A 21,580-nucleotide genomic window follows, 5' to 3' on the forward strand; every position below is an offset into this window, starting at 1 on the left:
CGACGTAAAGCCTAAACTTATCAGCGCATAAGCAGACGCACCTTCAGAACAGTTCCTGCGAAAAAGGATCGAAGGAATCATGGTACAGGCGTTGCGAAAGAAGATACACAGTGATCTACGACTCTTAAACCACAAAAAACGGCTCTCAACCTAAATAGATTGAGAACCGCTCCTGTATATTTTTACGATACATGCTCAAATTGACTATTATATAGTTCAAAGTAGAAGCCTTTTTTCTTAAGCAGCTCATCATGGTTTCCACTTTCGATAATGTCCCCATCTTTCATCACCATAATCAAATCTGCATTTTTAATTGTAGAGAGCCGGTGAGCAATGACAAAGGATGTCTTTCCAACCATAAGCTTATCCATAGCCTTCTGGATTAATGCCTCTGTTCTCGTATCGACAGAGCTTGTCGCCTCGTCCAAGATCAGCAATGGCGCATTTTCAACCATCGCACGGGCAATGGTGATCAGCTGTTTTTGCCCTGAAGAGAGATTGGCCTTATCATCCAAAACGGTATCATAGCCCTGCGGTAATGTTTGAACAAAATGGTGGAGGCCAACTGCTTTACAAGCTTCCTCCACTTGTTCGTCTGTAACATAGTCCTTGGAATATTTAATATTCTCACGAATCGTTCCTTCAAAGAGCCACGTATCCTGCAGAACCATACAGAAAAGATTATGAATATTATCCCTTGTCAGCTTGCTGATCGGAACTCCATCAATTAAAATTTCTCCATCGTTTACCTCATAAAACCGCATCAGTAAATTTACGAGAGTTGTCTTTCCTGCTCCTGTAGGACCTACAATGGCCACCTTCTGTCCAGCTTTAATGGTTGCTGTAAAATTGTTAATAACGATTTTATCTTCATTATAACCAAATCGAACATTTCGAAACTCGACATCCCCTTTAGCTGTCTTGAGCTTCTCTTTTTTATCACTCTCATCTGCCAGCTCCTCTTCACGAAGAAATTCAAATACCCGTTCACTTGCAGCAGCAGTTGACTGTAAGCTCGTCGCTACCTGGGCAAGCTGAGAGAGCGGCTGAGTAAAGAGGCGAATGTAAATCATAAATGCAACAATGACACCAAATGAAATTGTACCGTTATGAACTAACAGCGCTCCCACAATACAAACCACCACATATCCGAAATTTCCGATAAACATCATGAGCGGCATCATAAGTCCGGACATAAACTGTGATTTCCATGCACTATCGTACAGCCTTGTATTGATATCGTGAAAAATCTTTTTTGCTTCCTTCTCTCCATTGTATACCTTGACGACATCATGGCCAGCATACGTTTCCTCGATATGTCCATTCAACTTCCCTAATTCCTTTTGTTGTTGAATAAAATGCCGTTGCGATTTTGAAATAATCAACGACATAAAACCGAAGCCAACGATCGTCGATAACACTGCTGATAGAGCCATGATCCAGTTCGTATAAATCATCATCACGAGCGATCCTAAAAACATCGTTACAGAAGTAACTAGCATCCCCAAGCTCTGATTCATCGTCTGGGCAATTAAATCAATATCGTTGGTGACACGGCTCAGAATATCACCATAGCTGGTTTTATCAAAGTATTTTAACGGCAGTCGATTAATCTTCGTTGAGATGTCCGCTCTCAATCTCTTTGTCACCCTTTGCGTAACGGTTGCCATAATAAATCCTTGTACATAATTAAATAAAAATCCTAAACCGTATAAAATCGCAAGAATAACAGCCAAATGGACAATGGCATCGAGATCCATTTCTGCCATGAGTCCCTCACCAATTAAATCCGTCATTTGACTGAGAAAATCCGGTCCTACGATATTAAAGATTGCTCCGGTCATCCCAAGAATTAACGCTAAAAGGATAATGGCTAAATACTTCCTACAGTAGCCGATTAGCTGCTTCATCGCTTTTTTTATATTTGTTGGTCTCGCTCCAGAAGCTCCCATCGGTTTCTCCTTTTTTCCTTGAGGAGGCATCTTTTCATCGTTTGTCACTTCTTTATTAGCCAACTTCAAGCTCCTCCTTCGTCAGTTGAGAATAGGCAATTTCTTGATAAACACTACAGGTTTGCATCAGTTCCTCATGTGTTCCGCTTCCAGCCACTTTTCCTTGATCGAGTACAATGATGCGATCGGCATCCTTAATCGTCCCGATTCTCTGGGCAACAATCAACATTGTCGCATTCTGTATTTCCTTTTTCAATGCATTTCGCAGTACCCGATCTGTTTTATAATCGAGTGCTGAAAAAGAATCATCAAATAGATAAATTTCAGGTCGTCTCGCTATCGCTCTGGCAATCGACAGCCTTTGCTTTTGCCCACCGGAAAAATTTGTCCCTCCTTGAGAAACGCTTGCTTCATACTGTCCTTCCATTTTTTCTACAAATTCTTGACCTTGGGCAATTTCAATTGCTTTTTTCACCATTTCTTCATCTGGAATATCCTCGCCATTATCACCATAGGCGATATTAGATAAAACCGTACCGCTAAATAACACCGCTCTTTGCGAGACATATCCTAACTTATTATGGAGCGCCTCTTGAGAATACTCCTTAACATTGATCCCATCGATTAATACTTCACCGTCTGAAGCATCGTAGAAACGGGGAATCAGGTTAACGAGCGTGCTTTTTCCACTTCCTGTTGAGCCAATGAAAGCAACCGTTTCTCCGGGGTGCGCTTTAAAACTAATGTTTTGCAAAATGTAATCTGCTGCATCAGGGTACTTAAAACTGACGTTCTTAAATTCAACTTCCCCTGCGAGCCCCTCCTTGCCTGCTGTTAAATTTCCATCAAGGATCTTTGCCTCAGTATCCAATACCTCGTTAATCCGCTTGGCCGATACAGATGCTCTTGGCAGCATAAAGAACACAATTGAAAGAAGCATAAACGCCATAATCACTTGCATCGCATAAGAAGAAAATACAACCATATCAGAGAATAGTGATAGCCGATCAACGGCCGCAGCATTATATATGAGATATGCACCAATCCAATAAATGGATAAGCTGATTCCTGACATAATTAAACCCATACTGGGCTGCATTAAGGCCATCAAACGAGTTGTAAACAAATTGGTTTTCGTCAAATCTTCATTTGCCTTTTCAAATTTTGCTTCCTGATAGCCTTCTGCGTTGTAAGCTCGCACAACGCGAATTCCTGTTAGATTTTCTCTTGTTACTCGATTCAAATTATCTGTCAGCCCTTGAATAATTTTAAACTTCGGCATCGCAATAAAAATCACGATCGACAGCAACAAAATTAAAAAGGCTACGGCTAGCCCAGTAGCAGCTGTCCATTGCCAGCTCTTACCCATAATTTTTGCAATTGCCCAAACAGCTAAAATCGGAGCTTTCACAATTGCCTGCAGCCCCATCGCAATCAATAATTGAATCTGTGTAATATCATTGGTGGAACGAGTAATTAAACTTGCCGTTGAAAATCCGTTTATCTCTTCCATGGAAAAGGACATCGTCTTTTCAAATACCTTTGCGCGTAACCGAACGGAAAATCCCGCTGCCACTTTTGCAGCGAAGTAACCGACTATGATAGCCGCGCCCATACTGCCAACCGCACATAAAAGCATATAGCTCCCTTGGAGTAATATATCGCTCATTTGACTTCCTTCTGTTTGCACAAGCATCGTAATTTCATACATATAATCAGGCAGCTTTAAATCGAGCCAAACTTGCATCACAATGAATACTAAACAGCCAAGTATGAGTAACGAATCTTTTTTCTCCAGATGTTTTAAGATTTTTACCATATTCTAATCCCCTTTTTCTTACTTTCTCTTGTTGGTAATTTCGGCAATCCGCCGCATAATTCTAATTAATTCCTTTGTGTCCTTTTCACCAAGTTCTTGAAGAAGCTCCTCCAACATCAGCATCGCTTTTTCATGCTCTTCTAAAACAAAGCTTCTCCCCGTCTCCGTAATATGGACGACAACAAAGCGTTTATCTTTTGAATCACGAGTGCGCTCGATAAATCCTTTCTTTTCCAAACTTTTCAAAACAGATGCAATGCGGGGGGTGCTAAAGTTAAGCTTTTCACTGAGCTCACCTGCCGTTAGCCCGTCTCCTTCAAATATCAGGGAGCCTAAAATTCTTCTTTCTCCTTGTGTGATGTCCCCCACTTTTTTCTGAAAAGGCATGTGAATAATCTTTTTCATTGTCCCGAACAATTCATTTGCCAACTCACGATAGCTCATGATTTTCCCCCTTTATTTATCTAACACTATTAGATAATATTCTTGTTTGCCGTCGAAGTCAACTAATCACACTTCAAAGACAAAATGAAAAGAGGCCTCCTAACAAGAAGAGCCTCCTCTTTTTCGGTTAATATAATAAATATTTCTTTCGATCCTTGTTAAATTCAGCTAAATCAGCCTGCCACGCTGCTTTCATTTCATCAATCGATTTGCCGGCTTTAATATCAGCGCGGATTGAGCCATTTCCGACAAGATTATCAAAGAAAGAAATTCCTGCTGCGTTTTCTGCTCTAAATTGGAATTCATTTGGATACAGATCATGGATTGCTTTTACAATATACAATCCTGTTTCAAACGGCTTAAACGAATGTCTATTTTTCACATGGATTTGAACTCCATGACTTAATTCATTGGCATGTTTCGAGAAAGTCGGGATAAACGATGCCGCTCGGAAAGTAACACCAGGTAATCGATAGGAGTTCAATTTTGCAGCTAACTCATCGCTATTAATAAATGGCGCTCCAATCAACTCAAATGGTTTTGTTGTTCCCCGTCCTTCAGAAACATTCGTGCCTTCAATGAGGGCTGCCCCTGGATAAACAAGCGCCGTTTCCAATGTTGGCATGTTAGGTGAAGGGAGAACCCATTCTAATGGCGTTTCATCATAATACATATTACGCTTCCAGCCATCCATTTTCACAACAGTCAAATCTGCTCCAATTTCAAATTCACGATTAAAAAGCTTTGCCAGCTCTCCGACCGTCATTCCGTGGCGTACAGGAATCGGATATTCACCAATGAATGAAGAATACTGATCCTCGAGTACAGGTCCCTCAACTTTTGTTCCACTAATTGGATTCGGACGATCAAGAACGATTATGGGAATATTATTCTCTTGCGCTGCTTCCATCGCTAATGCCATCGTATAAATATATGTGTAAAAACGAGCTCCCACATCTTGGATATCAAATAACAATACATCGACATTGCTTAACATTTCAGGTGTTGGCTTTTTCGTCGCCCCATATAAGCTGTAAACAGGCAGCCCTGTTTTTTCATCAGTATACTGCTCAACATATTCACCTGCTTGGGCACTTCCTCGAACTCCATGCTCAGGACCATAGAGTGCTGTTAAATTTACATTTTTGTGATTGTAGAGAAGATCGACGATACTCGTTAAGTTTTGATCCACCCCTGTTGGATTCGTGATTAAACCGACACGCTTATCTTTGATCAAATCGATCCTATCCTGCAATAAAACCTCTACACCTAAACGAAATTTTTTCTTCTTCTCTTTATCGTTCTTTGCAACAGCGGCAGATACAATCGATAGTAACAAAGTAAGAACTAATAATCCTGCAAACCACTTCTTCAAAACTACCCCTCCTCTTCGTCCCTTCAAAATTTTAGGAAAAGAGCTGTATCTCTTAGCAGTTACAGCTGAATTCCCCTTTCTCTCTTAGTATCCTAATCCATGATTAAATCCGTATAAAACACTGCCATCATGATTGTAAATCGTAATCGGAAGCTTTCCAGTTGGATGATTTTCACCAAAAATGGTATTTACAGTTGCTTCAAAGCTTGCTGGTCTAAAACCATATTGAACAAGATAGGCATCTACTTCACTGTAGGACATCACATCATATGGATTTCTTGCCCCTACAGCAATAACAGGAATACCCGTCTCGATCAGTTGTCTTGTCATCACCATTTGACTAGCATTTTCTGCTCTATCGTTCACACTAGATGTATAAGTGCCAACTATGATATATTTCGCCCCTTCTACCTGTTCTAATTGCGCCTCTGTAAGTCTCCCTGAAGCGTTGATGTAGACAGCACCTGGATGATGCCTCTGTACCTCCGTAGCAAGAAGGTTTATAGAGTATCCAGATCCACCGACCACAACAACCTTATCTTCCGAAGATACGGAAAGAGGAAGAACGGAATTATTTTTTACAAGAGTAATGGACTTTTCGGCCGCTTCTTTTTCAATCGCTCTATGTTCATCTGAACCTACTACGTTAAGGGCATTCTCAATCTTTTCATCAAGGCTTTTTTCGACTTCAGCCTTAACAATCCCTCTATTTAACTTCAGCGTTAAGATTCTCTCAACAGATTGCTCTAACCGCTCATCCGATATCTCGCCTGCGTTCACAGCATCGTAAAGACCATTTGCTACTTCTACGATGCCAACCGGCATTAACACGATATCAGCACCTGCCTTAACAGCACGAATCGCAGCATCTACAGGTCCAAAATGATCTGCAATGGCAGCCATATTCATTGCATCCGTTACGATCACCCCATTAAAATCCATTTCCTCGCGCATTAAACCCGTTAAAATCTTATGGGACAGTGTACCTGGTACTGCGACTTCCGTTCCGTCTTTCCTTGAGATTGCCGTCGTATCATCAATCTCTGGGAATGTCACGTGTGCTGACATAATCGCATCGATTCCCGCATTCATCGCTTCTTGAAAAGGATATAATTCTACTTCCTTCAAACGATCGAGATCGTGAGGCACCGATGGAAGTCCCACATGCGAGTCAACTGCAGTATCTCCATGACCCGGAAAATGCTTTGCTGTTGCCGCAGTGCCGGTTTCTTGAAGCCCTTTAAGATACGCCTTCCCCAAATGTGCCACTAACTCAGGGTCCTCACTAAATGAGCGAACACCAATAACCGGATTATCTGGATTATTGTTCACATCCAGCACAGGGCCAAAATTCATATTGATCCCAAGAGCGTTAAGTTCTTGACCAATCGCCCTTCCAACCTTTTCAGCTAGTTCTTCAGAACGCGTTGCTCCAAGGGCCATGTTTCCAGGAAAGTCCGTACCTGTTTGAAGCCGCGTTACAATTCCACCTTCCTGATCAATGGATACTAATAATCCATACTTTTCCGCTGCCTCCTGATAAGCATGCACAAGCCTAGTTGTTTGCTCTGCCGTTACTGTATTTTCGCGGAATAAAATGACGCCGCCGAGGTGATAGTCTTTGACAAGACCAGCAATTTCCGCATTCACTTCCGTTACATTTTGGCCATTCCAAATTCTAAAATCAGGCATTAGCATTTGTCCAACCTTCTCTTCCATTGACATATGCCGGATAGCATTATCAATCAGGTCATAACGCGCCCCTCTTTCTTTTCCTACGATGATTTTATCCTGCTTTTTCTTAAATTGAATCGAAATTCTGTCCCTATATTTGCCATCACTGACAGAGATAAACGTCTTGCCATTGTGGCCCGTTAGATTTACTACCCCATCTTGGGACACAGAAGCAACATTCTTATTAGAGGATTGCCATTTTAAATTTTCAGATGCAATCATGAAGTGGCCATCCTTATAAACATGGAGTGCGTTTAAATCGAGTTTATAATCAGTTACATCCCTTCTAACCTGTGGAACATTGAGATCAATCACTAAATCTTTAATCCTTGAAGCTGCTGTCGCCCCTGAAAAGGGAATACCTGATAAAAAAAGGACAAACGCTAGAAAGGAAATCATAAATGTTTTTAAAAAGATCCGCATGGTTTTTCTCCTCCAGTCATTTTCTTCATTTAATAGTTCCTTAGCTCCCACTCATTTATCGCAAAGGAAAGCTTCCTTCCTGAATCTAGCTTTGGATTTTTAATATACCAGCCGCGTAAATTCGTTGAGCCATCTGTTCGATAAACAAATCGTAATTTCGTTGCATCTCTAGGTATTTCCAATTCCTTCTTCTCCCAGCCATTACTTATTCCCGTTAATACAGCAAGCTGCTGCCAACGGCCCTCTCTAAAAATTTCTATAGAACCCACATCCCAAACATTCTCAATCATATGCCATGTAGAGAAGGTGAGCTTAGCGTCCTTGGATAAATGAAGCTTAGTTTCCATCGTACGGTTGAGCATATCGCCGTATCCTGCAAACCACGCACCACCTTTACCCGGAATCGAGACCGGAATCGAATCAGCTACATGTCTTGCAAATAAACGACGAGTTTGATTGATTGAGCCCATATCCCTTGATGGATGGACGCGATTGGTGAGCAAGATTGCTACTGTTTTATTGTTTGGGCTTACAACAATTGAAGTCCCCGTATACCCTGTATGTCCAAAAGAATAGGTTCCTTCTGTTAGAGCATCCATATACCAGCCTTGACCTAATTCCCAACCAAGACCGTGGTCATTTCCTGCGAATTCTTCCGTTTGATTCTCCAACAACAGCTCTACTGTTTCTGGCTTCAATATCCTCTTTCCGCCATACTTTCCTTTGTTAATAAAAATATGGGCAAGCTTTGCCAAATCGTTTGCAGTTGAAAAGACACCTGCATGTCCAGCAACTCCATCTAAAGACCACGCGTTTTCATCATGAACCTCTCCCCAGACAAGACCACGATTCGGTACAGCTTGGTACTCTGTCGCAGCAATGCGACTTTTTAATGAGGCTGGTGGATTATACATTGTATCTTTCATTCCTAAGGGTTCTGTAATATGCTCCCGGACAAAATCATCTTGACGTTGGCCGGACAGATGTTCAATTAAAATTCCCAACGTAATCATATTTAAATCACTGTATTCGTACATTGTTCCCGGCGGGTTTTTCAACGGTTGGTTTAATACCAGCTTCAGCCTATCTTCCCGGGAATTTCCTTCAGTATATATAGGAATCCATGAAACAAATCCTGATGTATGGGTCAACAGCTGACGAATCGTTACATTTTCCTTTCCGTTTGCAGCAAACTCCGGTATATGTGCCGCCACCGGATCATCAAGATGAAACAAACCTTCCTCAAAAAGAATCATCACAGCTGTCGCAGTAAAAATTTTACTAATTGAGGCTAAATCAAAAATAGTGTCTTTTTTCATAACGAGCGGTTTTTCCATTTCAGAAAAATGACCGTCAGTATATTGGGCAGAGTAGCCGAATGCGTCGTGTTTGACAATTTTTCCAGCTCGCGCCACAAAGGTGACCGCTCCAGGCATTAATTTTTGCGAAATCGCTTCATTCATTACATGATCAATTTGCTGAAGTGGGAATTCTACCATTCCGGCTCCCCGTATTGAGCTTGGATGAAGCTTGCTCGAAACAGGAATGATTTTTGAGTTCCAGGTAAAGACAGGGTGTGGCTTCTGAAATGGAAATGAGGATTTTTCGTGCTTTTCAATCGTTGGAGCATAAGGATGGCCAATGTCCGCAAAAGCTGTAGAGGTGCCTAGCAGCATTGTACAAACAACTGTGATCATAAACGTTTTTCTGTTCATATGTCCTCCTTCATCCTTTTAAATCATTGTAGGCAAGATCTCTCCTAATATACGACAAGGCCGACAGCGCTTACAGTCTATATATAAAAGCATATAGGCAATGATGTATAGTAGTCTATACCACATAGGTCCCATATCATATCGTTTTACAGGACAAAAGAATTGCGTCATCGGAATTATTTTTTAAAATTTCTGACAAATGCATAAAATTTTATTTCAATACTCCTCTAATCTGAAAAAAGAAAACCTTACTGATGTCTTCGCAAGTATTCCTTTCATTTTGAAACGAACAAACGCTCCAAGTAATACGTTTTTGCTCATTAATTTTGGAAATCGAATAGGATAGGCTTAGTTTCAACCTAAATTTTATTTTTTGTTTTATACTCTGTAACCTTTTATGTATGTAGTCCGAAAAAAAGCTTCCATATATTAGTCTGCTTTGTTTTTAGGCTTTGACATTAGTAACAACGGCCTAAATAGAATCATATTTTGTTGATGAGAGTATGAATTGTCTGATGAGCTTGATGCCCACTCAAATTGTAGTCTAATTCATCTCTCCATCGTATCAGTTTAAACCTGATAATAAATACAAAGGAGAAGAAAAAATGTATAATTTTCAAAACCAATTGCAAAACTTGGAAATGTCTCCATACCAGGTTAGTGAGCTAAATCATCTGGACCCTTATGGTGAGAATGCACGTCAATTTGAACAATTCGGAGGCTTTGGTCGGTGCGGAGGTTTTAGATGCTTTAGATGTTTTAGCTGCTTTAGCTGTTTTAGCTGTTTCAATTGCTTTAACTGCTTTAGATGTTCCAGTTGCTTCCGCTGTTGGGGTTAATGCTCTTGACAAAATTTTAGGGAATTAAATTGTGTCCTTGCATGAAATTGCGGGGACATTACTTTTTGGCTATTCATAAGGGACAAATAAAGTTACATAGAATGGTAATACATAGCTCGAATCGATTAGAAGCAAGGAGGAGTTGAATGACAAAATTAAACGGTTCCACACGTCTAAAGGTAAAAAGAGATACATTTTATCTTCCTGATTCAGAAGGTGGTGTGTATTTTAGAAATAACGAAAGCTCATTTCGTATGAAAGGCAGCACTATCTATCAGTGGATTGAAACACTGATGCCGATGTTTAATGGGGAACAAACATTGGAAGAATTAACGGACGGACTAACCGCCCCTTACAAAAAAAGAGTTTATGAAATTGGAGAAACGTTATACGAGAATGGATTTGTTCGATATGTAAGTAAGGCTCAACCACATCAATTAAATTCTACAGTTCTGGCAAAATATGCTTCGCAAATTGAATTTATTGAAAACTTTGTTGATTCTGGTGCGTACCACTTTCAAGAATTCCGTCAAACTAAAGTTCTGGTCGTCGGAGCTGGTCCCATCCTAGTTTCATTGGTAGGTGCATTAATGGAATCGGGATTACCAAAATTCAATTTTCTGGTAACAGAATCAATCCCGACAAATCGACCAAGGATTTATGAGATCGTGCAGAAAGCTCATGATGTAGACTCCGAGGTAGAGGTTAAGGAGGTTAAACTTGAAAAAGGAAACCACGAGCGTTTATGGAAGCAAGCTGTGGAGCCATATGAGTGGGTTCTTTATGTCTCGCAGGATGGGAATATAAATGAACTAAGAAATCTTAATGTTATCTGTAAGGAAATAGGAAATGGATTCCTTCCTGCCGTATGTTTAGGGCAAGTAGGGCTATCCGGTCCAGTTGTTCATCCTGAATCAGATGGGTGCTGGGAATCTGCTTGGCGCCGCCTTCATCAATCTGCCGTGCAGATAGACCAGAAGCCTAACAACTACTCTTCAGTATCAGGGGCCATCCTCGCAAATTGCCTTGTATTTGAATTTTTCAAGAAAGCAGCAGGAATTGGAGAGACTCAAAGTAATCAAATTTACCTGCTTGACCTTGAAACATTGGAAGGGAATTGGTTATCATTCATTGCACATCCATTAGTAACATCTATAAATTTAACCCCCAGACTGGTAGAAGACCTTGATGTAAAGATTGAACATGAATCTAACAGAAATGCTCCACCTAGCAAATTATTAGAATATTTTAGTCGGCTGACTTCTAAAGAAATAGGAATTTTTCATTCATGGGAGGAACGAAATTTGACACAGCTTCCTCTGTCACAATGCTATGTTCAGGCAGTAAACCCTTTGACTAACGGACCAGCACCACTTCTTTCAGAAGTGATTTGTGCCGGTTTCACACATGAGGAAGCCAAAAAAAATGCCGGGTTAACTGGCATTGAAATGTATGTTTCACATTTGATCGATTCACATGCTAAGGGATTCAAAAATCGGAATCATGATTCGGATATTCCGGAAGGGTTTATGGGGATAGGTGCAGGAGAAACAATCGAACAGGCCGTTTGTCGAGGGCTCCAAAAATATTTAGATCAAGAATTAACAGAACGGGAGGAAAAGCAACAAGACACAATTTTAGATTTGCAGCTCGGGTCCGTGGAAGATCAGTATTGCAAATATTACTTAAGTTCACTAACCACCTTAAATGGGCCACCGGTCATCGATTTAAAAGAGGATGTTCTGGGTTTCCCTGTCATTCGGGTAAGGTCGAATGATCGTTATTACACGAAAGCTGGTTTAAATATAACGCTTGCATTACGAAATGCGTTACAACTCGCACTTTTAAATACTCAAAACCAGGGAATTTCAGAAATTGAGGGACCTGAAACGGAAAGATCTAATTTGCTAGAAAAAAGGGAATTTAAACTCCACATTCCTTCTTGTGATGAAATGACTCAGTTGGAGCTACTACGATCTTCCATTCAGGTTTTAAAAGAACGCAGGGAACGGTTAGTGGTCTATGATCTTTCGTTCGAACCTTTTTTACAACAGGAACTATCAGGGGTATTTGGTGTACAGGTTCGAGGGGAGGATTCCTAATGACAGCCCAAATCACCATTGAAGGAAAGGGTTTATTATCGGATCTAGTCTATACTCAATTATCCGGAAGCTTTTCCATTAAGCGCTTAAGTTTAGTAGAAGATATTCCAATGGAAACAAAACTAGCGCTCGTACTTCACGATTCCTGGTACCCATCGGTTCATCAAAAAGCGGAAGAAAAATTTAGAAATGCAGGTATCCCGTGGCTTCGAGGCTTCGTTTTGTTTGGGGAAGGAATCATTGGACCGTTCGTACCTCCAGACACACCGGGATGTTCTTGCTGTGCTGATATCAGACGTATAACAGCAGCTCCCGATCGTCAAGAAATGTGGGAATTACAAGAGAGAATAACAGCAGAAGAAGATGTACGGCGAGATGCCTGGGGATCACGAACAGGTTTTTACCAAATGGCAAATTTACTAACGAATGAAGTGCGGAGGATTATTCAAGGAGAACCCAGCAACTTAAAAGAAAAAATGTTCATTCTGAACCTGAAAACATTATCAAGCTCTCACCATTTTTTCCTGCCTGACCCATCGTGCCCGATTTGCAGTAATTTGCCTAATGATTCACCAGAATTAGCTCAAATTCGGTTACAATCCAGTCCTAAAGTCAATAGTAGCAGTTATCGCAGTCGTTCGATGAATGAATTAAAAACCGTTTTAACCAAAGATTATCTTGATTCTCGCACCGGGCTTATGAATGGGAAAATGCAGGATTTCAGACTGCCGTTTGCTGATGTATTAGTGAATATGCCTTTATTTAGAGGAAATGAGGGAGTAGCGGGCAGATCTAATACTTATGAAATCAGTGAGATGACCGCCATTTTGGAAGGCTTGGAGCGATATTGCGGAATCGAGCCCCGTGGCAAAAGGACAGTCGTTCGTGAAAGTTATCACCGATTAAAAAATAACGCACTAAATCCACTAAGTGTAGGTGTCCATGAATCTGAAAAATATGAACTGCCTCATTTCCCATTCAAAAAGTTTCATCCTGATGACCCAATGGATTGGGTCTGGGGTTACTCATTTTTGCAAGAGAGACCTATTTTGGTTCCTAAGCTGCTTGCCTATTATAGTTTAAGCTGTGGGGATGGCTTTGTATATGAAACTTCAAACGGATGTGCTTTAGGCGGAAGTTTAGAGGAAGCCATTTTTCACGCCATAATGGAAGTCGTTGAAAGAGATTCATTTTTGTTAACCTGGTATGCCAAGCTCCCCCTTCCACGGCTTGATCTTCGTTCTGCAAACGATCAAGAATTACAGCTAATGGTAGACCGGATTCTTGAAATGGCCGGATACGACCTTTATTTTTACAACTCAACGATGGAACATGGAATTCCAAGTGTTTGGGCAGTGGCAAAAAACAGAAGAGCCCATGGCGTAAATATAATTTGTGCAGCTGGGGCAAACCCTGATCCTGTAAGAGCAGTGAAAAGCTCGATCTACGAACTGGCAGGAATGATGTTTAGGGATGATGAAAAATTGGAAATGAACAGACAGAAATACCAAAAGATGCTGCAAGACCCGTTCGAAGTCCGGACGATGGAGGACCATGGTATGCTATACGGTTTGAAAGAAGCAGAGGATCGACTGAATTTTTTATTAGATAATCATCGTCCTGTACGAACGTTTGCGGAAGAATTTATGGAGCCACCAGCCAATACTGATTTAAAAGATGATCTTCAGGATCTTCTACAGAGGTTCCGCGACTTAAATCTTGATGTTATCGTGGTTGACCAGACCACGGATATCACTAAACGGAATGGATTATTCTGTGTAAAAGTACTTATTCCCGGTATGTTACCGATGACATTTGGACATCACCTTACTCGCGTAAAAGGCTTGCAAAGGGTGCTCACGGTACCTAAGCAGCTAGGCTTTGCACCAACACCATTAACGTATGATCAGCTTAATCCATTTCCACATCCATTCCCATAGTGGAAGAGTAGGAGGACAAAAGGTTTGGATCTAGACACATTTATACATCAATTGCATTTTGACACGGATAAACTCTTTCATCCAGATTGGAAGATAGATTGGGAAGATGCCCCACTTCCATATAAATTGTACCGTGGCTTGCCAGAGATACCATTATCTGCGGAAGTGCCGTCAACTCTCAAGAAGAAAGAAAATAACCAAAGCCCTAGTCTAGATGAGCTTGGTCATTTTTTATGGTATGTATACGGTTTAACTCAATACTCCCAATCTTCGTTAATGGATGATACCAAAGATAAGCTTGTAAGTTATAAACAGTCGTTAAGGAGATTTGTTCCCTCAGGAGGAGCTTTGTATCCTAATGAACTATATGTATATATAAAACTGGATGAAATTCCAAATGGTATTTACCATTACGATGTGGCACATCATCGTCTTATTTTACTACGAGAAGGAACTTACGATTTCTATTTATCTAGAGGTCTTGAAAAGGGCCTTCCCATTTCGGACTGTTTTTGCACCATATTTGTCTCGACTGTTTTTTTAAAGAATTTTTATAAATACAATAATTTTTCTTACAGACTCCAAGGGTTAGATGCAGGAGGATTAATTGGGCAATGCTTAGAAATTGCCAATATGATGGGGTTCTCAACACGGGTCTGTTATCAATTTCTTGATCGATCTATTAATCATTTACTTGGATTATCCGAAATGGAGGAAAGTGTATATGCTGTTATTCCATTAAGCAAGAAATCATCAATACCTCGTGTTGATGACGAAAAAAGGGAAGAAATGGTTTCTGCTTCTGAATTGTGTCGGGAAATTCCAGAGTTGCACCATGCTTCCTATAATCGTTCAAATAAAGTCATTGACTATCCTGTACTGAGGGAATTTAATGAACAATCGATGTTTGAAACAAGACAGTCCTTCATAAAATTAACCAAAAACAATACTGAGGCTTCCTTAGGTACGCAGCTGATCCTATTGCCAATTACAGAGTGTTTTTCATACGATATCGCATCTGCCTGCAGAAAGCGATATTCACCTGATATCGATTTTACATTGGGACAAGTGAGCCTTACACAATTATCTATTCTATTAAAGGAGACATTTTCTTTTGTATACCAAAATGATCTTGACATTACACAGGGACAAATTGAAACACGGACTTCTTTATTTGGCTGTTTTTATAACGTAGAGGGAGTTCCAAATGGCGCCTATTCTTATGACAATAGCACTCATGCACTACAGAGAATAGCCAAAGGGGATTTCCGGGAAGCTTTACAGTCTGGATTAACCATGCCCAACGTAAATTTGTATCAAGTTCCACTCTGTATGCATATTGTTGGAGACAGAGAACACCTTAAGGGGGTATTGGGATATAGAGGTTACCGTATTCAACAAATGGAAGCGGGCATACTCATGCAACGGATGCTTCTGTTGTCGGGTGCATTAGGAATGGGTGGGCATCCATTGTTAGGATTTGATGCGAATCAATGTGATGATCTTTACAGGCTCCATTTGAAAGATAAAACCAGCTTGATTCAAATTCCGATCGGCCCATACCGTCCACGCGCTTGGTTAAAGGGAAGTTTGCATAGCTAGGGAAAAGATCAGATTTTAATTTAGAAGTACAATTCTAAGAACTGAGGCTCGCTTCAGTAGGGCTCAAATTCCTGTTGAACATATTGTTGATCCATAGACTGTATAGGATACAAGGACGGACACAATATAGGTGAGGATTTACAATAATTATTTATACTTTCCATTGTTGATATAATGATCATACTTCCTTTAATTGTTAAAAAAGTGTCGTACCTCTATCAAAGAGAAGCGTGTTTTTAACGCTTCTCCTCTAATTTTCGTCTCTATTTATCTTCTTAAACATTCCCTTATTAAATATTTCTCCATATACAGAAAAAATAGTAACAATTGGGCAACATTTAAAAAACGGCGAACCATCATCTATGATCTCCAACCCCGCAAATAACCACCTCACTTAGAATAACTGTTTAATGTTTTGGCATTGCCCCTCCTATATATGGGGTCCTTATAAATACCGGAATTCTTAAAATATACCCTCCTATTCCTATTAAATTATGATACAAGGTTATGCCAATAACCATAACTAAGCAATTTATCCCCCAAAATAACAAAGGAAGTGAAAAAATGGGTATTATTAGCGGAAAAGAATATATTGATCGTTTAAATAAGCTAGAAAGCGAAATTTGGTTTGATGGTGAAAAAATTAAAGGGAGAATTTCTGAGCATTTTGCCTTCAAAGGAGTTCTTAAGACAAAAGCTTCTCTATATGATTTACAGAATGATCCCATTCTAAAAGATGAAATGACTTTCTGTTTACCTGGTCAAAGGGAACGTATCGGACTTTCTTATATGCAGCCAAAAACAAAAGATGATTTAAAAAGGAAAAGAAAAATGATGGAGCACTGGGCAAGAGCTACCCATGGTTTAATGGGAAGAAGCCCTGATTATATGAACACAGCAGTTATGAGCTTTGCATCCTCATCAGCAATTTTAAACAACAGGGAGAATTGTTTTCCTGAGAACATTCAGTCCTTATATAAAAAGGCGATGGAGGAAGACCTCTCCTTTACACATACATTTATTACTCCCCAGGTGAATCGTTCCCAGTTTTATTTGGGGATGTCTGAGAAGCCTATCTCCGCAAAGGTCATTAAACATAATCAAAACGGGCTGATTATTAATGGTGCCCGCCTCCTCGCTACTCAGGGCGGTTTAACTGATGAATTATTGGTAATTTCTGCGCCAAAATTATATTTTAATAAAGATGAAGCGTTTGCCTTTTCCATCCCTTCTAATACAAAAGGATTAAGATTTATTTGCAGAGAGTCCTTTACAGGAGGAGAATCTTCTTTTAATCATCCCCTAAGCTCAAGATATGAAGAGATGGATTCGATTGTTGTCTTTGACAATACGCTAGTTCCATGGGACCGTGTATTTTTTTATAATAATGTCGAAGTAGCTACAGATTTTATGACCCAAAGCTCTTTTTACATTTTTGCGTACCATCAAGTAGTAAGCAGGCAAATTGTAAAAGCAGAATTTATACTTGGGGTGGCACAACTCCTCGTTGAGGCGATTAATGTTGTCGAGTATCAGCATATACAAGAAAAACTTTCAGAAATCATAATAGGCCTTGAAACCATGAAATCGCTATTAGAAAGGGCAGAAAATGATGCCATATTAGATGAATGGGGATGTATGTGCCCCAGCATGATACCACTGCAAGTTGCCAGTAACATTTTCCCTAGAATATATCCCCGTTTCTGTGAAATTATTCAATTAATCGGTGCTAGCGGAATGATTTCAATTCCCACCGAAAAAGACTTTGGATCAGAAATTAGAGCAGATCTGGATCAATATCTTCAAGCATATAGCATGGATGCTGAGGATCGAGTTAAACTATTCCGTTTAGCATGGGATCTTACGATGAGTCCTTTTGGTACAAGACAAACCCAATATGAAAGATATTTTTTTGGTGATCCCATACGACTGAGCAGCGATTTATACAGAAGCTATTTAAAAGAACCACATGTTGAGAAGATTACTAAATTTTTAAATCTAAAAAGGAAAACTAACTGATAAAGAATATCGATTTAAATAGAAAGCTGTTCATGCTAATATGGGAATATAAAGTAGGCAGTGTTAAATAAACGGGTTAGACTTTGTGCAAGAAACAAGTTGAATTATATATGACATTAAAAGGGGAGGAGATAAATTGGTTGCAAAAACGAAAAAGGATTTTGATGGGTTAAGAGAAATTGGGAAAATTTGTGGAGAAATTCGGGATCAATTAGTCTATAGTACAAAGCCTGGAACTTCCACAGAAGAACTTGATGAAATTGCGAAAGAAATGTTTGAAAAAGCTGGGGCCCAATCTGCTCCAAAAAGTGCTTACGATTTTCCTGGATATACTTGCATAAGCATAAATGAAGAAGTAGCACACGGAATTCCGGGGAAACGAACCATTCAAGAAGGGGACATAGTAAATATTGATGTTTCCGGTTCAAAAAACGGCTATTTCGCAGATACCGGCATTTCCTTTGTAGTAGGAGAAGGAGATACAACTTTACAGAAAATATGTGACGTTGCGAAAGAAGCATTCTATGCTGGACTTAAGAAGGCTAAGCCAGGTTCGAGAAAAAGCGCTCTCGGTAAAGCTGCACACAATGTAGCGAAACAACATGGCCTAACAGTCATAAAAAATCTTACTGGGCACGGTGTTGGCCGTTCAATTCATGAAGAACCAAATCATATTTTCAATTACTTTACTCCCTGGGATGACGAAATTTTAAAAGATGGTATAGTAATTGCCTTTGAGCCTATGATCTCTACATTTGAAGAGGAAGTTTTCCAATCCGAAGATGGCTGGACTTTCCTAACCGATGAAAGCTTTGTGGCTCAATACGAACATACGGTTATCCTTACCAAAGAAGGACCGATTATTACTACATTATAAAAGCGTTACACCACAATAGGATACAATGTAGCTATTTAACAGGGCTCTTGCCCATCAGGAGATTGGACAATGCTAAATGAGCAACCGAGCACCTAATAGGGTTTTGTCAAAAAAGAGGGACATTCTGTTCCTCTTTTTTAATGTCTTTTTGGGAAAATCAAAAAGAAAAATCCTTTCACCAATTTATATTCACTTATACTTTAAAAATAGCACAAAGGGAAACTTATTAAAGGCGCTGGATCCCGTTGCAAATCAATCTGTTATTATGGTGCAATTCATCGAATTAAACCAAATTGACAAATTATTTAAGGGAGAAATACAGGTTTATTAATGGATTTCATGTGGATAAAAAAGCACCGACAAGAACTGATGCTTTAAAGCTGTTAAGTTCTTTATAAGATTACAGTTAATTTAAACCAACTTAAACCCATAAATTTTTATTTTTTTTATTTTAATTCCTACATGTAAGCCTAGTAAGTTTATAATTAACTAGAACATAAATATAAACAGAAAGGATGTTTTTCTTGCTTTTTCCATTTCGAAACGATCCTAGAAAAACTTTAATCCCCTACCTAACCAATCTTGATGAAGAATATTGGTATATGAAATCAGATGTTTATCCAAATAACATTGCTTGGATAATATCTCATATAAGTAGCAGTGAAGACTATTGGATTAATGAAGTTGCTCTAAAAAAAGATTGTATTTTAAATGTTAATGAATTCAGTTCCACTAAAGAAATCTTGGAAAGCTATATTCAGATTAGAAAATATACAGATGATATCCTGCACAAATTAGACAATTCGCAACTAAATAAGTTAGTTGAAGTCCCTAAGTTTTCGGACGGATGGACGCCACCTTCAGTGCCTACCCTAAACTGGCTGTTTGATCATGTTTATTCACATGAAAAGTACCATATTGGACAAATTGCAGTTATTGCAAGTCTTAACAGTTTTCAAAAACCTTTATTTTAATATTGTTACAGGAGGGGAGCGTTTCGTCCATCAATAAAGCTCTGTAATATTCATCTCTAGAAAGTGGGGGGAATTTGTACTCTTCTAGCAAGCTTCTTAGGATTATCCCTAATAAGCTCAAATAACCTAGTAAACTTAATACAAAATAAGTAGTTGTTTAATCTCACTTTCGATTTATTATAAGGATTAAAAAGGAGATGTATTGTTCTGAGAAAATATACTGTAATAAAAAAACATGTATCAAACTATCCTGATCCCATTGTCTTAAAGAAAGATCAAAAAGTATTATTTGGAAAAGAAGATACACAATTTCCAAACTGGATTTTTTGCACATCTCTAGACACTCAAAAAGAAGGCTGGGTTCCAAAACAAATTTTAACTCCTCCTAATAACGCGGGAATATCAAGAATTACTCAGGACTATTCTGCTCATGAGTTAACCGCATATCCAGAAGAAGTATTGTTTGGAATAAAGCATTTAAATGATTGGACATACTGTAAAACAGAAAAAGGTGAGTTTGGTTGGATACCTACCTCATGTTTATCTGAATAGAAGAAAAAGCTAACTATAAATCAGGTGAAATGCCTGATTTTTTATTTAAATACAATAACGGTAACAGAAATACGAATATCTTGGCTACTTCTCATCCTGACAAGAAGCAATGATTCAGCCCAGAATAATGTGAATAATGCGTTATGATTCTAAAGATATTTCGGATAAAGTATATACACATAAGGGCATAGAGCAGCTACTCATAGCAATTGAACACTATGAGAAAGGCTGCTTTCTCTATAAAAAATGTGTATATTACATGTGCGATTTTCAACGATTTTAAAGCAACGCATATAAAGTAAAAACCCCCAACCATGCGTGGTTGAGGGTTTAATAATTCCCAATATCTTAACGCTTTGAGAACTGAGGTGCACGACGAGCACCTTTAAGGCCGTATTTTTTACGTTCCTTCATACGAGCGTCACGAGTTAATAGTCCAGCACGCTTAAGAGTTGGACGGAATTCTGGGTCAGCTTGAAGCAACGCACGTGCGATACCATGGCGGATTGCGCCAGCTTGACCAGTATAGCCGCCACCTTTAACGTTAACTAGAACATCATAGCTACCAAGTGTTTCAGTAGCATTTAACGGTTGCTTCACTACTTCACGTAGTGCTTCGAATGGAATGTAATCTGTAATATCACGATCGTTCACCGTAATTTTACCATTGCCTGGAACTAAACGAACTCTTGCAACGGAACTCTTACGACGACCAGTACCAATGTATTGAACCTGTGCCATTTATAAATCCTCCCTTAATTATCCGCGAAGTTCCCAAACTTCAGGTTTTTGTGCTTCATGTGGATGCTCTGCTCCAGCATAAACGTGTAATTTCTTGAACATTTGACGACCTAAAGAATTCTTTGGAAGCATACCTTTAATAGCAAGCTCAAGCATTCTTTCAGGGTAGTTTGTACGCATTTCAAGCGCCGTTCTAGTCTTTAATCCGCCTGGGTGCATGGAATGACGGTAGTAGATTTTGTCAGTAAGCTTCTTACCAGTCAATTCGATTTGAGAAGCATTGATAATGATTACATGATCACCAGTGTCAACATGTGGTGTGAAAGTTGGTTTATGTTTACCACGTAGAATAGACGCTACTTCAGAAGTAAGACGACCTAAAGTCTTGCCTGCAGCATCTACTACGTACCATTTACGTTCGATATTGTTAGCGTTAGCCATAAACGTTGTACGCATGAGTTACCCTCCTAAA

At 39.4% G+C, this 21,580-nt stretch carries 16 protein-coding genes; 8 read left to right on the forward strand and 8 right to left on the reverse strand.

Going from position 1 to position 21,580, the window contains the following annotated elements; translation table 11 throughout:
- Window positions 1–182: 182 nt before the first annotated feature.
- The 6 genes from NST02_RS01100 to NST02_RS01125 all read right to left on the reverse strand — a co-directional run bounded on the left by NST02_RS01100 (window position 183) and on the right by NST02_RS01125 (window position 9,462).
- Window positions 183–1,982, reverse strand: coding sequence for an ABC transporter ATP-binding protein (locus NST02_RS01100; RefSeq protein WP_340949975.1), 1,800 nt, complete (start codon window positions 1,980–1,982; stop codon window positions 183–185).
- 25 nt (window positions 1,983–2,007) lie between these two features.
- The gene (locus NST02_RS01105; RefSeq protein ID WP_137744319.1) at window positions 2,008–3,771 is read right to left on the reverse strand and encodes an ABC transporter ATP-binding protein; all 1,764 of its coding nucleotides are present in this window, start codon (window positions 3,769–3,771) and stop codon (window positions 2,008–2,010) included.
- Between the two features lie 18 nt (window positions 3,772–3,789).
- Window positions 3,790–4,215, reverse strand: coding sequence for a MarR family winged helix-turn-helix transcriptional regulator (locus NST02_RS01110; RefSeq protein WP_340947729.1), 426 nt, complete (start codon window positions 4,213–4,215; stop codon window positions 3,790–3,792).
- 127 nt (window positions 4,216–4,342) lie between these two features.
- Complete coding sequence (locus NST02_RS01115) at window positions 4,343–5,590, reverse strand: exo-beta-N-acetylmuramidase NamZ family protein (RefSeq protein WP_095313807.1); 1,248 nt, start codon at window positions 5,588–5,590, stop codon at window positions 4,343–4,345.
- Window positions 5,591–5,674: 84 nt separating this feature from the next.
- Complete coding sequence (locus tag NST02_RS01120; protein ID WP_340947732.1) at window positions 5,675–7,747, reverse strand: glycoside hydrolase family 3 protein; 2,073 nt, start codon at window positions 7,745–7,747, stop codon at window positions 5,675–5,677.
- A 29-nt stretch (window positions 7,748–7,776) separates the two neighbouring features.
- A complete protein-coding gene (locus NST02_RS01125) occupies window positions 7,777–9,462 on the reverse strand; it encodes a serine hydrolase (RefSeq protein WP_340947733.1) in 1,686 nt (561 codons plus the stop codon).
- Window positions 9,463–10,103: 641 nt separating this feature from the next.
- Between NST02_RS01125 and NST02_RS01130 the strand changes: the two genes are divergently transcribed.
- From NST02_RS01130 to NST02_RS01165, 8 genes are all read left to right on the forward strand, one after another.
- Window positions 10,104–10,301 carry a heterocycloanthracin/sonorensin family bacteriocin gene (locus NST02_RS01130; protein ID WP_373315157.1) on the forward strand — a complete coding sequence of 66 codons (198 nt, stop codon included), beginning with the start codon at window positions 10,104–10,106 and terminating at the stop codon, window positions 10,299–10,301.
- 146 nt (window positions 10,302–10,447) lie between these two features.
- Window positions 10,448–12,403, forward strand: a complete 1,956-nt coding sequence (locus NST02_RS01135) for a putative thiazole-containing bacteriocin maturation protein (RefSeq protein WP_340947736.1) — start codon at window positions 10,448–10,450, stop codon at window positions 12,401–12,403.
- Window positions 12,403–14,343, forward strand: a complete 1,941-nt coding sequence (locus tag NST02_RS01140; protein WP_340947737.1) for a TOMM precursor leader peptide-binding protein — start codon at window positions 12,403–12,405, stop codon at window positions 14,341–14,343. The genes NST02_RS01135 and NST02_RS01140 overlap by 1 nt, the downstream gene beginning before the upstream one ends.
- A 24-nt stretch (window positions 14,344–14,367) precedes the next feature.
- On the forward strand, window positions 14,368–15,945 hold the full coding sequence (locus NST02_RS01145) for a SagB family peptide dehydrogenase (RefSeq protein ID WP_340947739.1): 1,578 nt from the start codon (window positions 14,368–14,370) through the stop codon (window positions 15,943–15,945).
- Window positions 15,946–16,509: 564 nt separating this feature from the next.
- Entirely contained in the window at window positions 16,510–17,964 is a 1,455-nt protein-coding gene (hpaB, locus tag NST02_RS01150; RefSeq protein WP_095313791.1) for a 4-hydroxyphenylacetate 3-monooxygenase, oxygenase component, read from the forward strand.
- Window positions 17,965–18,100: 136 nt separating this feature from the next.
- Window positions 18,101–18,841, forward strand: coding sequence for a type I methionyl aminopeptidase (gene map / locus NST02_RS01155; protein ID WP_095313789.1), 741 nt, complete (start codon window positions 18,101–18,103; stop codon window positions 18,839–18,841).
- A gap of 515 nt (window positions 18,842–19,356) precedes the next feature.
- Window positions 19,357–19,815, forward strand: a complete 459-nt coding sequence (locus NST02_RS01160; RefSeq protein WP_235879537.1) for a DinB family protein — start codon at window positions 19,357–19,359, stop codon at window positions 19,813–19,815.
- Between the two features lie 225 nt (window positions 19,816–20,040).
- On the forward strand, window positions 20,041–20,367 hold the full coding sequence (locus NST02_RS01165; RefSeq protein WP_268951603.1) for an SH3 domain-containing protein: 327 nt from the start codon (window positions 20,041–20,043) through the stop codon (window positions 20,365–20,367).
- A 348-nt stretch (window positions 20,368–20,715) separates the two neighbouring features.
- Here the strand turns inward: NST02_RS01165 and rpsI are convergent, their stop codons facing one another.
- Window positions 20,716–21,108 carry a 30S ribosomal protein S9 gene (rpsI, locus tag NST02_RS01170; protein ID WP_019157118.1) on the reverse strand — a complete coding sequence of 131 codons (393 nt, stop codon included), beginning with the start codon at window positions 21,106–21,108 and terminating at the stop codon, window positions 20,716–20,718.
- A gap of 18 nt (window positions 21,109–21,126) precedes the next feature.
- Window positions 21,127–21,564 (reverse strand): 50S ribosomal protein L13, encoded by a 438-nt coding sequence (rplM, locus tag NST02_RS01175; RefSeq protein WP_137744323.1) that lies wholly within the window; start codon window positions 21,562–21,564, stop codon window positions 21,127–21,129.
- Window positions 21,565–21,580 lie beyond the last annotated feature (16 nt).

Source organism: Robertmurraya sp. FSL W8-0741, assembly GCF_038004005.1.
GTDB lineage: Bacteria > Bacillota > Bacilli > Bacillales > Cytobacillaceae > Robertmurraya > Robertmurraya siralis.

Excerpts from the sequence above, each read along its gene's own strand:
- NST02_RS01100 (WP_340949975.1), bottom strand. The coding sequence starts at position 1,982 with ATGCCTCCTCAAGGAAAAAAGGAGAAACCGATGGGAGCTTCTGGAGCG.
- NST02_RS01105 (WP_137744319.1), bottom strand. The coding sequence starts at position 3,771 with ATGGTAAAAATCTTAAAACATCTGGAGAAAAAAGATTCGTTACTCATA.
- NST02_RS01110 (WP_340947729.1), bottom strand. The coding sequence starts at position 4,215 with ATGAGCTATCGTGAGTTGGCAAATGAATTGTTCGGGACAATGAAAAAG.
- NST02_RS01120 (WP_340947732.1), bottom strand. The coding sequence starts at position 7,747 with ATGCGGATCTTTTTAAAAACATTTATGATTTCCTTTCTAGCGTTTGTC.
- NST02_RS01125 (WP_340947733.1), bottom strand. The coding sequence starts at position 9,462 with ATGAACAGAAAAACGTTTATGATCACAGTTGTTTGTACAATGCTGCTA.
- NST02_RS01130 (WP_373315157.1), top strand. The coding sequence starts at position 10,104 with ATGTCTCCATACCAGGTTAGTGAGCTAAATCATCTGGACCCTTATGGT.
- NST02_RS01135 (WP_340947736.1), top strand. The coding sequence starts at position 10,448 with ATGACAAAATTAAACGGTTCCACACGTCTAAAGGTAAAAAGAGATACA.
- NST02_RS01140 (WP_340947737.1), top strand. The coding sequence starts at position 12,403 with ATGACAGCCCAAATCACCATTGAAGGAAAGGGTTTATTATCGGATCTA.
- hpaB (WP_095313791.1), top strand. The coding sequence starts at position 16,510 with ATGGGTATTATTAGCGGAAAAGAATATATTGATCGTTTAAATAAGCTA.
- NST02_RS01160 (WP_235879537.1), top strand. The coding sequence starts at position 19,357 with ATGTTTTTCTTGCTTTTTCCATTTCGAAACGATCCTAGAAAAACTTTA.
- rpsI (WP_019157118.1), bottom strand. The coding sequence starts at position 21,108 with ATGGCACAGGTTCAATACATTGGTACTGGTCGTCGTAAGAGTTCCGTT.
- rplM (WP_137744323.1), bottom strand. The coding sequence starts at position 21,564 with ATGCGTACAACGTTTATGGCTAACGCTAACAATATCGAACGTAAATGG.